General features: G+C 64.0%; 16 protein-coding genes. 8 read left to right on the top strand and 8 right to left on the bottom strand.

Annotated features, from left to right (window positions below; translation table 11 throughout):
* Nucleotides 1-17 precede the first annotated feature (17 nt).
* A complete protein-coding gene (locus ACH196_RS15855; RefSeq protein ID WP_396647878.1) occupies nt 18-716 on the bottom strand; it encodes a DnaJ domain-containing protein in 699 nt (232 codons plus the stop codon).
* Nucleotides 713-1,429: a VWA domain-containing protein gene (locus ACH196_RS15850; RefSeq protein WP_396647974.1), complete on the bottom strand. Its 717-nt coding sequence runs from the start codon at nt 1,427-1,429 to the stop codon at nt 713-715. Before ACH196_RS15850 ends, ACH196_RS15855 begins: the two co-directional genes overlap by 4 nt.
* A gap of 100 nt (nt 1,430-1,529) precedes the next feature.
* Here ACH196_RS15850 and ACH196_RS15845 point away from each other — a divergent pair, with 100 nt between their 5' ends.
* Entirely contained in the window at nt 1,530-1,910 is a 381-nt protein-coding gene (locus ACH196_RS15845) for a YkvA family protein (RefSeq protein WP_396647877.1), read from the top strand.
* A gap of 129 nt (nt 1,911-2,039) precedes the next feature.
* Nucleotides 2,040-3,326 carry a DUF2865 domain-containing protein gene (locus tag ACH196_RS15840; protein ID WP_396647876.1) on the top strand — a complete coding sequence of 429 codons (1,287 nt, stop codon included), beginning with the start codon at nt 2,040-2,042 and terminating at the stop codon, nt 3,324-3,326.
* Here ACH196_RS15840 and gltX read toward each other — a convergent pair.
* Nucleotides 3,244-4,620, bottom strand: coding sequence for a glutamate--tRNA ligase (gltX, locus tag ACH196_RS15835; RefSeq protein ID WP_396647875.1), 1,377 nt, complete (start codon nt 4,618-4,620; stop codon nt 3,244-3,246). The genes ACH196_RS15840 and gltX overlap by 83 nt on opposite strands.
* Nucleotides 4,621-4,781: 161 nt before the next feature.
* Between gltX and ACH196_RS15830 the strand changes: the two genes are divergently transcribed.
* Complete coding sequence (locus tag ACH196_RS15830; RefSeq protein ID WP_396647874.1) at nt 4,782-6,470, top strand: NAD+ synthase; 1,689 nt, start codon at nt 4,782-4,784, stop codon at nt 6,468-6,470.
* Between the two features lie 10 nt (nt 6,471-6,480).
* On the opposite strand, the gene ACH196_RS15825 is transcribed toward ACH196_RS15830, so the two are convergent.
* On the bottom strand, nt 6,481-6,699 hold the full coding sequence (locus ACH196_RS15825; protein WP_396647873.1) for a hypothetical protein: 219 nt from the start codon (nt 6,697-6,699) through the stop codon (nt 6,481-6,483).
* Between the two features lie 70 nt (nt 6,700-6,769).
* On the opposite strand from ACH196_RS15825, the gene ACH196_RS15820 reads away from it, so the two are divergent.
* The gene (locus ACH196_RS15820) at nt 6,770-7,171 is read left to right on the top strand and encodes a GNAT family N-acetyltransferase (protein WP_396647872.1); all 402 of its coding nucleotides are present in this window, start codon (nt 6,770-6,772) and stop codon (nt 7,169-7,171) included.
* Nucleotides 7,172-7,679: 508 nt separating this feature from the next.
* Nucleotides 7,680-9,455: a calcium-binding protein gene (locus ACH196_RS15815; RefSeq protein ID WP_396647871.1), complete on the top strand. Its 1,776-nt coding sequence runs from the start codon at nt 7,680-7,682 to the stop codon at nt 9,453-9,455.
* A 149-nt stretch (nt 9,456-9,604) separates the two neighbouring features.
* Here the strand turns inward: ACH196_RS15815 and ACH196_RS15810 are convergent, their stop codons facing one another.
* From ACH196_RS15810 to ACH196_RS15800, 3 genes are all read right to left on the bottom strand, one after another.
* On the bottom strand, nt 9,605-10,201 hold the full coding sequence (locus ACH196_RS15810) for an ATP-dependent Clp protease proteolytic subunit (protein WP_396647870.1): 597 nt from the start codon (nt 10,199-10,201) through the stop codon (nt 9,605-9,607).
* Nucleotides 10,202-10,282: 81 nt separating this feature from the next.
* Nucleotides 10,283-10,654 (bottom strand): SRPBCC domain-containing protein, encoded by a 372-nt coding sequence (locus tag ACH196_RS15805; protein ID WP_396647869.1) that lies wholly within the window; start codon nt 10,652-10,654, stop codon nt 10,283-10,285.
* The gene (locus ACH196_RS15800) at nt 10,651-10,965 is read right to left on the bottom strand and encodes an ArsR/SmtB family transcription factor (protein ID WP_396647868.1); all 315 of its coding nucleotides are present in this window, start codon (nt 10,963-10,965) and stop codon (nt 10,651-10,653) included. The genes ACH196_RS15805 and ACH196_RS15800 overlap by 4 nt, the downstream gene beginning before the upstream one ends.
* A gap of 137 nt (nt 10,966-11,102) precedes the next feature.
* Between ACH196_RS15800 and ACH196_RS15795 the strand changes: the two genes are divergently transcribed.
* The gene (locus tag ACH196_RS15795) at nt 11,103-12,317 is read left to right on the top strand and encodes an MFS transporter (RefSeq protein ID WP_396647867.1); all 1,215 of its coding nucleotides are present in this window, start codon (nt 11,103-11,105) and stop codon (nt 12,315-12,317) included.
* A 16-nt stretch (nt 12,318-12,333) separates the two neighbouring features.
* On the opposite strand, the gene ACH196_RS15790 is transcribed toward ACH196_RS15795, so the two are convergent.
* Nucleotides 12,334-13,047 carry a DNA-3-methyladenine glycosylase I gene (locus ACH196_RS15790; RefSeq protein WP_396647866.1) on the bottom strand — a complete coding sequence of 238 codons (714 nt, stop codon included), beginning with the start codon at nt 13,045-13,047 and terminating at the stop codon, nt 12,334-12,336.
* A 91-nt stretch (nt 13,048-13,138) separates the two neighbouring features.
* On the opposite strand from ACH196_RS15790, the gene ACH196_RS15785 reads away from it, so the two are divergent.
* On the top strand, nt 13,139-13,702 hold the full coding sequence (locus ACH196_RS15785) for a DUF1003 domain-containing protein (protein WP_396647865.1): 564 nt from the start codon (nt 13,139-13,141) through the stop codon (nt 13,700-13,702).
* Complete coding sequence (locus ACH196_RS15780) at nt 13,699-14,286, top strand: DedA family protein (protein ID WP_396647864.1); 588 nt, start codon at nt 13,699-13,701, stop codon at nt 14,284-14,286. The genes ACH196_RS15785 and ACH196_RS15780 overlap by 4 nt, the downstream gene beginning before the upstream one ends.
* Nucleotides 14,287-14,414 lie beyond the last annotated feature (128 nt).

Genomic DNA, 14,414 nt, shown 5'->3' with positions numbered 1-14,414 from the left:
ACGGTGTATCGGGAGTGTCAGTGGTGATTGGCGAGAAGGACATCCTTGGCTTCGTTGATGCGCGCCGCGAGGAACGATGTCCCCCCGAGGTCGGGGTGCAGGCGCTGCATCAGGCGGCGATGCGCCTTGCGGATATCCGCCGGGGAGGCCCCCGCTTCAAGACCAAGGATCTTGTAGGCCTCCTGCTTAGTCATGGCGCCCGCACCTGGCGCAACTCGCTCCCCGTCGCCACTCTGCGCCTTCGCGTGTTCGCGCCAGACGGGAAACCGGCTATCAAGATACGTCTCAAGTAGCTGCCGGCTCTCCCAGTCCTCCTTGAGGTCGTCATAGAGTTCTCGCAACTCCTTGAGCGACATGGTGCCGAGCATGCGCTGCTCGTGGCGCCCGGCCAGCACCAGCCCTTCCAGCGCACCCGTATCGTGGTCGAGTTCCATCTCAAGGGCGGCCGTGCGCACGCTGGAACGCTTGCCTGCCGTCTTTGGCCGTGCCGGCGCGGCCATGCGCGAGGCACCGTACCAGGCCAGCGCCATCGAGAACATCAGGCCGCCCAACCCTGCCCTGCCGACCAGCAACAGCACCAGACCCAACAACCCAAGCACCCATGGCCCGGCCGAGCGCAGCGTGCGCGCCAGCTTGACCGCATCCGCCTTCAGGAATGCCGTGACCACCAGAAGGATGGCGAGCAGCACGACGAGGCCGCCGATCGCGTAGGTCATCGGGCGCCGCCACGCATGTGTTCGATCAGCAATCGGTCCTCCGGCAAGTTGCGCGCCTCCAGCGCCCTCACCCCTCCGGTCGCGAAGACTGCCACCGAAGCCAGCAGTTTCGCAAGCGTGGCGGCGGCGGCCCGGTCGAAACGGAACCATGCGCCCTTCGACAGACGGGCGATCTCGCGAAACGCGCTCTCCGCCCGGGCATCCCTGCCTTCCTGGAAGACGAAGACCGGAACGCCGTGCAGGCCGAGCTTGCCCGCCTGCTCGGCCAGGGCGCTGATCTCCTCCTCGAAGGCGTCGCCGATATAGACCAGCGCATCGACCTTCTGGCGCGCCGTTTCCTTCAGCGTATGGGAAAGGATCTTTTTGATCTGCGTATTGCCGGCGCGGCAGTCGATACGGGTCATCAGGTCCTTCAGCGTAGCCGTATCGCGCACGAAGGCCGAGGAACGGCATTCGGCGAAGCCGCGGAAATAGGCGAGTTGCACGGCCAGGCTGCCTGCCTTGCCAACGGCGTCGAACATCTCGCCCTGCAGATGGCAGGCGAGATCCCAGGTCGGCTGCCGGCTCATCGTGGCATCAAGCGCCAGGATCAGCCGGCCGCTGGCCGGACCTTTCGTTGCGGCGACGGTTCTCGCCAGCCGCACGAAATCGTCGATTTCATGCGAACCGGAAATATCGAGCGACTTGCCAGAGCCGGTGCTGTCCTTGCCCATATGGACAAAATGTGTCGGCGGGACGCGGCTTGCAAGGCCGACGAAGGTCAGCAGCATGCTGAGCGATTGTGAATCGCCCACCGCCCGCTAAGGTCGCACGATGATCGGCAGGCTGAAAGACTGGGCACGCGTTATCAAGCGCGATGCGCATGCGATCTATCTCGCCGCCCGCGACCCTCGCACGCCTTGGTATGCGAAGGCGCTGGCCCTAGCTGTCGCGGGATACGCGCTGTCGCCGATCGACCTGATTCCCGATTTCATTCCGGTGCTCGGCTATCTCGACGACCTGATCATCCTGCCTCTCGGCATCGTGGCCGTCGTCAAACTGATTCCGCCCGAAGTGATGGCCGAACATCGGGCCGCTACCACGCTCGCGGCCGAACGCCCCGTGAGCCGAACCGCCGTGGCGGCGATCTTCTTTCTATGGGCGGCTGGCATCATGCTCGCGGCATGGCTCGGCTATCGCCATTTCGCCGGCTGACCTTTGGGCAGAGGCCGTAACGTCCGGCGACGAAAACCGGTCCGGCCCGCAAAGTTGCGGTCGCCGACAAGCGGGTGGTAGATTCGGGAATCGCCGTGATGCCATGCGACGCGGCGGGCGGGAGATGGAATGAGAGGTTTGCGGATCGGGTTCGGCGGCATCGCCTTGCTGGCGGGTCTGGCCGTGCTCGTGCTCACCTCCGCCGAACCGGTCGGTGCGAGCACGCGGCTCTGCCGGCAGCTCGAGGCCGAACTGGTCAGCGCCGGCAATGGCGGGGGCGGCGTCCGCGCCCGCAAATTTGACGAAGCGATAACAATGCAGCGCGAGCAGATGGCGATTGCGCGCGCACAGGCAAAGGACGCCGGCTGCGGCTTCGCGCTGCTTGGCCGCAGCGTGCGGCAATGCGCAGCGCTGAACGCCACGATCGATCGCATGGGGCGCAACCTCGACACGCTGCAGCAGCAGCGCAGCCAGATGGGTGGCGGCGGCGGAAAACGCTCGCGCGCCAAGGTTCTGGCCGCGCTGGAGGCGAACGGCTGCCGCGACGACGCCGTGGCAGAGCACCCGAGAATCGGGGAACCGCGCGAGGCGTTGGCCGATCCCGTTGATGAAGGGCACACCAGAACACCGCTGGAACTCATGCTTGAGGAAGGCGGACTGGAGGAAGAACAGCCTGCCGATGCACCGAGAGCGCTGATGGGCGAAAGCTACCAGACCATGTGCGTGCGCACCTGCGACGGCTATTTCTTCCCGATCTCCTATGCCTCGACGGTTAGCGATTTCGACCGCGACCAGAAGAATTGCGAGACTTCCTGCCCCGGCACGGAGATGCAGGTGTTCTTCGGCCCGAGCGGCATCGACGAGCCGGCAGACATGGTTTCGACGGAAACCGGCAGGTTTTACACCGAGCTGCCGACCGCCTTCCTGCACCAGCGAACCGATGTGCCGCAACCGGTCGGGTGCGCCTGCAATCCGAAGAAGGATTTCAAGGTGATCGCCGGCACGCCGCCGCCGCAAGTCATGAGCCGTCCAGTGGAGACTGTGGTCCCCGAGGAAGGTGCGGTGGAAGGCGGGGACGCGGAAAGCACCGCGTTGCCGACGCCTGCGCCAAAACCGGACGTGAACGCAGCACCGGATGTTGCCGCGACACCGCCCGGCGAAAATGTGCCGCCGTTTCAGATACAGCCGCCCGCCGCGACGCCGGAATCCAGCATCGTCGCCATTCCGCTGCCGCAGCCGGCTGCACCGAAAGACCCTGCGCCCGCCGTGACGACGCCGACCGATGCCACCAAGGACAAACCCGCCAAGCCGGAGAAGCCGGTCGAGCGGAAAGTCAGGGTCGTCGGGCCAGCGTTCCTTCCCGACCCAGAAGCGGCAACAGCTCCGCAAGTTCCGGACCCGACGCCAGCCCCGTGAGCGCCAGCCTGAGCGGCATATAGAGTACCTTGCCCTTGCGTTTGGTCTCCTGGAAGACGGCCCTCGTCCAGGTCTTCCAGGTCGTTCCGTCCCACGGTTCTTCCGGTAACAGATCGAAGGCGGCGCGCAGGAAATCGCGGTCCTCGTCCGAAAACTCTGGCGCCGCCGCCGGTCCGTCGCGCAGCATGCGCCACCACGGCAGCGCGTCAGCCACCGTGTCGATATTGCCGCGCACCACCTGCCAGAAGGCTTCCGCCTTGTCACCGGAAACACCCAGCACCGCCAGCCGGTCGCGCGCCTCGGCGAACGGCATCTGCTGCAGCAGCGTGCGGTTCAATGCGACGAGGTCGGCCGGGTCGAATTTCGCCGCCGACTTCGACGCCGTATCCGGCTCGAAGCGTTCGGCGAGTTCCGTCATGGTCGGCACCGCGGAAATGTTCTCCGAGGTGCCGGTCAGCACGGCCAGCGAGGCCACCGCCATCGGCTCGATGCCCTGTTCGCGCAGGCTGCCGATCGACAGCGCGCCAGTGCGTTTCGACAGGCCCTCGCCGGTGGTGGTGGTGAGGAGGTTGTGGTGGCCGAACTGCGGCGGCTCGGCGCCGAGGGCGCGGAACAGCGCGATCTGCACGCCGGTGTTGGTGACATGGTCGTCGCCACGGATGACGTGGGTGATACCCATCTCGATGTCGTCGACGACCGAGGGGAGCGTGTAGAGATAGGTGCCGTCCTCGCGCACCAGCACGGGATCGGAAAGTGAGGCAAGGTCGACGGTCTCCTCGCCGCGCACCACATCAGTCCAGGAGATTTCGGTGCGCACCGTCTTTTCCGGGTCGCCGTCTTCGTAATTGGGCAGCAGGAATCGCCAATGCGCCTTGCGGCCCTCCGCTTCGAAGGCCGCCATCTCGGCCGACGTCAGCGCCAGCGCCTCGCGGCCATAGACCGGCGGCAGCTTCCGCGACAGCCGCACTTTCCGGCGCAGCTCCAGCTCCTCCGCCGTCTCGTAGCAGGGATAGAGCAGGCCCGCCGCCTTCAGCCGCTCGACAGCCTCGTCGTAATGTTCGAAGCGGCGCGACTGGTAGTCGGTGGCGTCGGGATAGATGCCCAGCCAGTGCAGGTCGTAGAGGATCGCGTTGGCGTATTCCTGTTTGGAACGGGCAACGTCAGTGTCATCGAAGCGCTGGACGAAGCGTCCCTTGTGCTTCAACGCGAACAGCCAGTTGAACAGCGCCGTGCGAGCGTTGCCGATATGGATGTTTCCCGTCGGCGACGGGGCGAAACGAACGGTAACGGTCATGGCGGCGGGTTAACGGAAGAAACGGGCCATTTCAAGTTCCGCGTCGGAAGCCCGGGCCGGAATGGCCTCTATCCACTGGATCAAGAGCAATTCCGGACTGAGATATCGCCAACACGCGCCTCGCGTTGCACGCAACGCGCCGCCACGCTACATCCGCTGGCATGAGCACCGACATACTGCGCATCGCCGTCGCCCAGTTGAACCCGATCGTTGGCGACGTCGCCGGCAATCTCGCCAAGGCCCGCGAGGCGCGAGCCGACGCCGCCCGCCAGGGCGCGGACCTCGTGCTCTACACGGAACTTTTTCTGGCCGGCTATCCGCCCGAGGATCTGGTGCTGAAGCCGGCCTTCCTGGCGGCCTGCGAAAAGGCCGCCGAGGATTTCGCCGCTGACACTGCCGATGGCGGCCCGGGCGTCATCATCGGCACGCCGCTGAAGCGCAAGAGCGGCACCCACAACTCGATCATCGTTGCCGACGGCGGCAAGATTATCGCCGAGCGCTTCAAGCTCGACCTGCCGAATTATGGCGAGTTCGACGAGAAGCGCGTGTTCCAGGCGGGTCCGCATATGCCCGGGCCGGTGAATTTCCGTGGCGTGCGCCTCGGCATCCCGATCTGCGAGGACATCTGGGGCGATCTCGGCGTCTGCGAGACGCTGGCCGAATCGGGCGCCGAAATCCTGCTGGTGCCCAACGGCTCGCCCTATTACCGCGCGAAGATCGACGTGCGCCAGCAGGTCGTCGTCAAGCAGGTGGTCGAGACCGGCCTGCCGATGCTCTACGCCAACCAGTTGGGCGGGCAGGACGAGCTGATCTTCGACGGCGCTTCCTTCGCCATCAACGCCGACCATTCGCTGGCCTTCCAGATGAGCCAGTTCGAGGAATTCGTCGCCGTCTCCACCTGGAAGCGGCGCGCGGCGGAAGGCTCGAACCACGGCGTCTGGGCCTGCGTCGACGGGCCGATGTCGAAAATCCCGGAAAAACAGGAGGCGGATTACCGCGCCTGCATGCTGGGGCTGCGCGACTACGTCAACAAGAACGGCTTCAAGAACGTCGTGCTCGGCCTGTCGGGCGGCATCGATTCGGCGATCTGCGCGGCTCTCGCGGTCGATGCGCTCGGCGAGGAACGCGTGCGCTGCGTGATGATGCCCTATCGCTACACGTCGAAGGATTCGCTGAAAGATGCCGAGGACTGCGCGCGGGCGCTCGGCTGCCGCTACGACATCGTGCCTATCTTCGAGCCGGTCGAAGGCTTTTTGCACGCGCTGACGCAGCTTTTCGAAGGCACCAAGGAAGGCATCACCGAGGAAAACCTTCAGAGCCGTGCGCGCGGCACCATCCTGATGGCGATCTCCAACAAGTTCGGCTCGATGGTGGTGACCACCGGCAACAAGAGCGAAATGTCGGTGGGCTACGCCACGCTATATGGCGACATGAATGGCGGCTTCAACCCGATCAAGGACCTCTACAAGATGCAAGTCTACGCGCTGTCGGCGTGGCGCAACGGCCATGTGCCGCCCGGCGCGCTGGGGCCGTCGGGGCAGGTCATCCCGCAGAACATCATCGACAAGGCGCCTTCGGCGGAGCTGCGCGAGAACCAGACCGACCAGGATTCGCTGCCGCCCTACCCCGTGCTCGACGACATTCTGGAATGCCTGGTCGAGAACGAGATGGGCGTCGAGGAGATTGTTGCACGCGGGCACGACCGCGCCACCGTGACGCGCGTCGAACACCTGCTCTACATCGCCGAATACAAGCGCCGGCAGGCCGCCCCCGGCGTGAAGATTACCAGGAAGAATTTCGGCCGCGACCGGCGCTACCCGATCACCAACAAGTTCCGGGACCGGGGCTAGCGTCTTGGCGTCACCGCCTCGCCTTGGTCCCGCGCAAGAAGATCAGCGCGACGCCCTCGCGGAGCCAGCCTGTTATGACGGCCAGCGCACTTGGCCCGGCGCGGCCCGACGCCAGCTTTTGGCCAAGGGCGTCGAGGTCGCGGATGCGGGTGACATGCTCGGCGCAGCCGCAGCCTTCGCCGAGACCGACCTTCTCGTAGTAAAAACGCTCGAAGCTGTCCTTGCGCATGGGCGCCCATCCGTTTCACCGCCCGCACAGCCTATCACGGGGCGGCCCGGCAATCATAACACGGACCATCATGAGCGGTTTTGAGATCAGCTTCGACCCGTCGCGGCTTGATTTCCAGGCGACATCCGACCTGCTGAAAGCCACCTACTGGGGCAGCCAGCGTACCGACGAGATCAATCGGCGCGCATTCGCCAATTCAATCTGCGCCATCGCACTAATCGACGGAAAGCAGGCCGGTTTCGCCCGCGCCTCAGGCGACCGGGCGGTTTTTGCGCGCATCTCCGACGTGATCGTCTGGCCGGAGCATCGCGGCAAGGGCATCGGCAAGGCGCTGGTGCAGGCGTTGCTCGACCATCCAGAGCTTGGGTCGGTTTCCGCCTGGATGCTCAACACCTCCGATGCGCACGAGCTCTACGCGCGCTTCGGCTTCCGGCCGGTGACCAACGGCAACGAGATGCGGCTGGACCGATGATCGTACGTGTCGCGCGGAAGCACGCAGCACCGCGCGAGGCGAGCAGCGGGCCGGCAAGGGACCCGAAGAATGGCTGCGCCGATGTTCGTACCGACAGAGGTCATCCGCCGGCAGCTTACAGCCGGATAATTCCTGCAAACCAATATTTGATTTTCCACGGACTGAGGCAAAGCAAGATGCCGTAGAACTAATCCTGAAATTAATACTCAAAATAAAAACCATAAGTTGCATACGTCAAAGATAGAAATAATACGATAAGACTTCTCGCAATACGTTATTTGTGGTAATATTCGGTTACGCAAGCGATTTTCAGGCTTGCGAGAGGGGAACGCGCGTCTTTATGCGAGATTTCCTCTGACAGTGGCCATTTTTGGCCCTCAGAGCCGGTCGTAAACCGGTCGCCATATTCAAACGCATGGCAGCTACAGCGGGCAGAAAGTCCCGCCGCGGCAACGATTCCGTTCGGCTGAGCCTCGCTGATGCGCTGCACCAGTTCAAGGAGGTTTTGATGGCTATTATCAATGGCGACAATTTCGCCAACATTCTGTTCGGCACCAATTTGGCCGACACTATCAGTGGCTTGGGCGGCGACGATGTCATCGTCGCGCTTGACGGCGATGATATCCTCAATGGCGGGCTCGGCGCCGACGTCATGATTGGCGGCCTCGGCAACGACCTCTATATCGTCGACAATGCCGGCGACAGGGTCGCGGAGAATAAGAACGAGGGTATTGACCGGGTCGAAAGTTCCATCAGCTTCAGCCTTAGCGCCGATGGCCGCTTCGACGTGGAGAACCTCACGCTGACCGGCACCGCGATCGTCGGCATCGGCAACGCCCTGAACAATATCATCATCGGCAATGCGTCGAACAACACGCTGAGCGGGCTCGCCGGAAATGACAGCCTCTTCGGCCTGGGCGGCAACGACAACCTGTTTGGCGGCGACGGCAACGACTTCCTCAATGGCGGGGTTGGCGGCGACAAGATGAACGGCGGCGCCGGCAACGACACCTATGTCTTCGACAATGTTGGCGACGAACTCACCGAACTGGCCGGCGGCGGTATCGACACCGTCCAGAGCTCCATCAGCCTGAGCCTGAGTGACCCGGATCGACTACAGGTCGAGAACCTCACCCTGACTGGTGCGGCTATCGTCGGCATCGGCAACGCCCTCAACAACGTCATCGTCGGCAATGCCTTGAACAACACGCTCAGCGGGCTCGCCGGCAACGACAGCCTCTTCGGCCTGGGCGGCAACGACGTCCTCAACGGCGGAATCGGCGCCGACAAGATGAATGGCGGCGCTGGAAACGACACCTATGTCTTCGACAATGTGGGCGACGAGCTCACCGAACTGGCTGGCGGCGGCACCGACACCGTCCAGAGTTCCATCAGCCTGAGCCTGAGCGACCCGGATCGGTTGCAGGTCGAGAACCTCACCTTGACGGGAGGCGCGACCGTCGGCATCGGCAACGCCCTCAACAACGTCATCAACGGCAACGCCTTGAACAACACGCTGAGCGGGCTTGCCGGCAACGACAGCCTCTCCGGCCTGGGCGGCAACGACAGTCTGTTCGGCGGCGACGGCAACGACTTCCTCAATGGCGGGGTCGGCGCCGACACGATGAACGGCGGCGCCGGAAACGACACCTATGTCTTCGACAATGTGGGCGACGAGCTTACCGAACTGGCCGGCGGCGGCATCGACACCGTCCAGAGCTCCATCAGCCTGAGCCTGAGCGATCCGGATCGGCTGCAGGTCGAGAACCTGACCCTGACCGGCGGCGCGACCATCGGCATTGGCAACGCCCTCAGCAACGTCATCGTCGGCAACGCTTTGAACAACACGTTGAGCGGGCTCGCCGGCAGCGATCGCCTCTTCGGGCAGGGTGGCAACGACAGTCTGTTCGGCGGTGACGGCAACGACTTCCTCAGCGGCGGCACCGGAAACGACTCGATCTCGACTGGGGCCGGCTTCGACACCGTGCGGTTCGACACACCGCTGGGAGCGGGCAACATCGACAACGTGACGGACTTCCTGCCGGCGACCGATACAATCCAACTGGAAAACGCGATCTTCACCGCCCTGGCGGTGGGCGTCCTGCCGGCGGCCGCCTTCCGTATCGGTGCCTTTGCCCTGGATGCCACCGATCGGATCATCTACAATTCGGTGAACGGGGCGCTGTCCTACGATCCGGATGGCGTTTTCGGGGTGGCGCAAACCCAGTTCGCCACGCTTCCCACCGGCCTTGCGATGACCAACGTGGATTTCGTGGTCACATAACACGGCGGAACGCGCGGGGACCTTCAGCGTCCGTGCAAACCACGTCTGACAAGGGAGCCCGCGACGCGGGCTCCCTTGTCCTTCAAGCCATCCGCCGGGCAGTTTCCCGGCCTTCGATCAGGGAGCGTTGTCCGCGGCGCGGTCAAGTTTCACGTTCGCCCGCCCCGCACCTCATCCACAATGCCCCACGCCTTCGCTTCGTCCGCCGTCATGAAGAAGTCGCGGTCGAGGGTGCGCTCGACCTCCTCGACCGTGCGGCCGCAGTGTTTTGCGTAGAGGCTGGTCATGTGGCGCTTCACCTTGATGATATCGGCCGCGTGGCGCTCGATGTCCGAGGCCTGGCCCTGAAAGCCGCCGAGCGGCTGGTGCACCAGGATGCTGGCGTTGGGCAGCGCGACGCGGCGGCCGGGCTCGCCCGCCATCAGCAGGAACGAACCCATCGAGCGCGCGGTGCCCATGCACAGCGTCGCTACCGGGCATTTGATGAACTGCATCGTGTCGTAGATGGCGAAGCCGCTGGTGACCACGCCGCCCGGCGAGTTGATGTAGAAGGAAATTTCCTTCTTCGGATCCTCGGCCTCGAGGAACAGCATCTGCGCGCAGATCAGCGCCGACGAATTGTCGTCGACGACGCCGTTGAGAAAAATTATCCGCTCGCGCAGCAGCCGTGAAAAAATGTCGAACGAACGCTCACCGCGCGGCGACTGTTCGACGACCATGGGGACGAGTTGCATCGTGGCGCTCATGGCGCGATCCTCCTGTCAGGATTTTGAATTGAGTTGGTGGTTGCCGGGGTTCAGGTCAGGTTGACCTGAACCCCGACAGCATCAAGCGGCCAGCGTCATCGGCGTGTTGCCGTTGGCTGCCGTCAGGGGCATCGCCGGCGCCCGGTGCGTCAGCCGAAACCAGGTGTTTTGCGGCCCGCGTGGCGCGATCTCGACGGTGACGAAACTGTCGCCCCGTGCATCCGGCGAGCCGTCGCGCCAGCGATAGGTCAGCCGCGAAAAAGGCTTTGCGTCGACGATCTCGAAACTGGTGGCTGGCCGACCATCCTCGTCCGCCCTCGCCGCAGGCACCGCACCCAGCCAATCGGCGGCGAGTTCGGGAACGGACAGCGCCCGCCAAACCCGCTCGGCCGGCGCATCGAGGCCGCATTCGACGATGACCTCGCCATTTTCCCCGACGCTGCTTGTCGTCATTGGTCCATCTCCTTGAGCAGGTCCTTCAGCCGGTCGACGCGGGCCGGCCAGAAGGCGCGGTGGCGTTCGATCCAGCCCAGCAGCGGCTCCAGGCCCTCTGGCTCGACGCTGTAGTTCACATGCCGCCCTTCGCGCCGTTCGCGGATCAGGCCGGCGCTGCGCAGCACCGCCAGATGCTGCGAGATCGCCGGCTGCGACACGCCAAAGCCTTCGCGCAGTTCGGTCGCGTTCTTCTCTCCCGCCGCCAGCCGCTCGAACACGGCCCGGCGGGTCGGATCGGAAAGCGCGCGAAACACATCCGTCTCGTTCATGCCAAACAGATAAGCATGTACTTATCTCATTGACAAGAGGCCGCCCGCGAGACTGTCGATTGGTCCAGACGAAATCGCTCCTAGGATCGGGCGGCCGGGCAGCCTATCAGGGCAAGAGACCCTTATCCGGCAAAGTCATGGTTTTCCTCGCCTTCCTCCGCGACAATGCGCGCTGGCTCGCCGGCGGGTTTTTGCTCACCTTCTTCTCGACTGTCGGGCAGACCACCTTCATCTCGCTGTCGTCCGGCGACATCCGCGCCGAGTATGGCCTGTCGCATGGCGAGTTCGGCACGATCTACATGGTGGCGACGCTGGCCAGTGCGCTGACCTTGCCCAGGCTTGGAACCATCGTCGACCGCTACAGCGTAAAACAGGTGACGCTGTTCGTCGTGCCGATGCTGGCGCTGGCGGCGGTCATGATGGCGTTTTCTCATCATGTGGCGGTGCTGCTGGTCACTATCTACCTGCTGCGCCTGTTCGGCCAGGGCATGATGGTCCACAACGCCTATACGGCAATCGCCCGCTGGTTCGCCGCGCAGCGTGGCCGGGCGCTGTCGATCATCATCATCGGCCACAATGCCGGCGACGCCGGATTCCCGCTGGCCTTCGTGGCGCTTGCCGCGACGATCGGCTGGCGCAATGGCTGGCTGGTGGCCGCGGCACTGCTGCTCTTGGTGGCGCTGCCGGCGGCGGTCGCGCTGGTCGCCGTCAACCGCACGCCCCGCAGCACCGATCCCGTGCCGCACATCGTCGACGCACGCGACTGGACGCGCGGCGAGGTGATCCGCGACCCGGTCTTCTACATGACGCTGCTCGGTGTCGCCGCGCCGAGCTTCATCGTGACCACGGTGTTCTTCCATCAGGTCTACCTGGTCGAACTGCGCGGCTGGTCGCTTGGCGTCTTCGCCTCGGCCTTCGTCCTGATGGCGGCCATCAACACCGGCTTCACGCTGGTTTCCGGCCAGTTGATCGACCGCTATTCCGGCGTAAGGCTGCTACCCTTCGTGCTGCTGCCGCTCGGTCTCGCCTGCTTCGTGCTCGGCGGGGTCGAGGCGCAATGGAGCGCCTTCGCCTTCATGGCGCTGATCGGCGTGTCGAACGGCCTGTCGACCACCCTGTTCGGGGCGGTGTGGCCGGAGATCTACGGGTTAAAACATCTGGGCTCGATCCGCTCGCTGATCGTCTCGGCCTCGGTGCTGGCATCGGCCGCCGGGCCGGGCTTGAGCGGCGCGCTGATCGATGCCGGCGTCAGCTATCCCTTGCAGATCGTGGCGATGGGCGTCTATTGCCTGGCAACCTCGCTGGTACTGTGGCGCGCCTCGGCTGTCGCGCGCGGCAGAGCCGGACGGTAGCCGCCGGACTGTCGCCTCACTCGCCCATATATTCGGCGAGTTCCTGCGGCGTGTGGTTGGCGCCGATGGACATCGCCAAGATGCGCGAAACATGTTTTCGTGGCAGGCCGGTCTCGGATACCCAGGCGTTGATCTGGTCCTGGATTTTCTGCAAATCCTTCTTGGCGGTCGGGCTTTCGGCAATGTCGAGGCCGGCGTCACGCAGCGCCGCAGCCATGTCGGCGGAAATAATGAAGGAATCCCAGCCCACCCAGCGCAGGAAATACTGGCCGGTATTGCCGCCCAGCCGGCTGCCATGCTTGCCGAGGAAACCCATCAGCCCGACCTGATTGTCGGCCGGCCATTCGGCGAGGAATTTTCCGAAACCGCCGTGCTCGCGCGACACACGGTCGACGAAGGCGGCATTCTCCTTCACTGAGTGGATCTTCTGCGGATTGCGCACGATGCGTTTGTCCGACGCCAGTTCGTGCCAGAAATCGTCGGGCTGAAAAAGCAGCCGCTTCGGCTCGAAATGCAGGAAGGCTTCCTCGAAGCCCGGCCATTTCTGTTCGATAACGCGCCAGACGAAGCCAGCCGCGAAGACGCGCTCGGCGATCGTCGACAAGATGCGGTCGTCCGACAGCTTCGCTACATCGCGATTGTCAGGTGCGGCGCCCAAGAGCCTGTCGAGAACTGCCGCCCCGCCCTTGCGTTTTTCAGCCCTCGCGCGAATTGCCGCGAAATCCGCCATTCTGCTAATCCTCCATGACGACGCCGCGTCACGACCTATTTACAAGCCCGCTTGCCCAGCCGAATACAGCCGCCGTCCGACGGAGTGTGCCATGCAGAAATCCCTCGCCGAGATCGCCAGGCGCTGGCTGACGCGCAAACCGGAAAGCCTGAGCGAGGCGGAGAAGGGCGTGCTGCAGAGCGCCATCGACCGCCGCACGATATCGCGCGACATCAACGCCGTCCATGAGCACGGCATGTCGACCGGCGACCGCATCGCCGACACCATCGCGCGGGTCGGGGGATCCTGGAGCTTCATCATCACCTTCCTCGTTTTCCTGGCCATATGGACAATCGGCAACACCGTCCTGCTGTCGGTCAAGGCGTTCGATCCCTATCCTTTCATCTTCCTCAACCTCGTGCTCTCTATGATCGCCGCATTGCAAGCGCCGGTCATCATGATGTCGCAGAACCGCCAGGCCGAACGCGACCGCATCGACGCGTCGCACGATTATGAGGTTAACCTGAAGGCCGAGATCGAGATCATGGCGCTGCACGAGAAATTCGACGACATCAGGCACCAGGACATCCTGGCGCTGCGCGACGAGATGGCCACGCTGCGCGCCGTGCTGGAACGCATCGAGAGCCGCCTCCCCGAGACCGGCCGCCCGGCATGAGCGACACGATCCACCTTCTTATCGAGCGCTACGGGCTGATCGCCGTCTTCGCCGGCTGCCTGACCGAGGGTGAGACGGCGGCAATCCTCGGCGGCTTCTTCGCACACCAGGCGGTGTTCGTGCCGTGGCAGGCGTATCTGGCGGCGTTCCTCGGCGCCTTCGGCGGCGATACTTTTTTCTTCCTGATGGGCCGGCGTTTTGCCGGCCACGCAATCGTGCGACGGCTCATCGCCAAGCCTGGCTTCAGCCACGCTCACGACTTCCTGCATAATCATCCCAACCTGTTCATCTTCCTCAACCGCTACATCTACGGCATGCGATTGTTCGGCGGAGTAGCAGCCGGGCTTTCCGACATCCCGTTCGGCCGCTTCGTCGTCATCAATATGCTGTCGTCGCTGTTGTGGGCGGCGATCTTCTGCGGTCTCGGATATTTTTTCGGGCTTGGCGCCGAAACGCTGCTGGGCGAGACGATCCGCAAACACCACCGCCTGATCATCGCGCTTGGCATCGGCGTGGCAGTGCTGGTGTTCGGCCATTTCGCGGCAAGCTGGGTGATGCGAAGGCAGGTAAAGCGGCTCGCCTAGGTGTCATTGCTATGGAGGTTGTCCGTCCGAGGCTTGGATGCGAGGTTGCGGTTACCACACACGCGACCGCCAGCCAGGAGCCTCGGATGGACGTTCATGACAATGCCAGAACAACACCGCGCAGTCGA

This window comes from Mesorhizobium sp. IMUNJ 23232, from assembly GCF_044326205.1.
In the GTDB taxonomy this organism is placed as follows: domain Bacteria; phylum Pseudomonadota; class Alphaproteobacteria; order Rhizobiales; family Rhizobiaceae; genus Kumtagia.
This window is presented reverse-complemented; position numbering and strand designations above follow the sequence as displayed.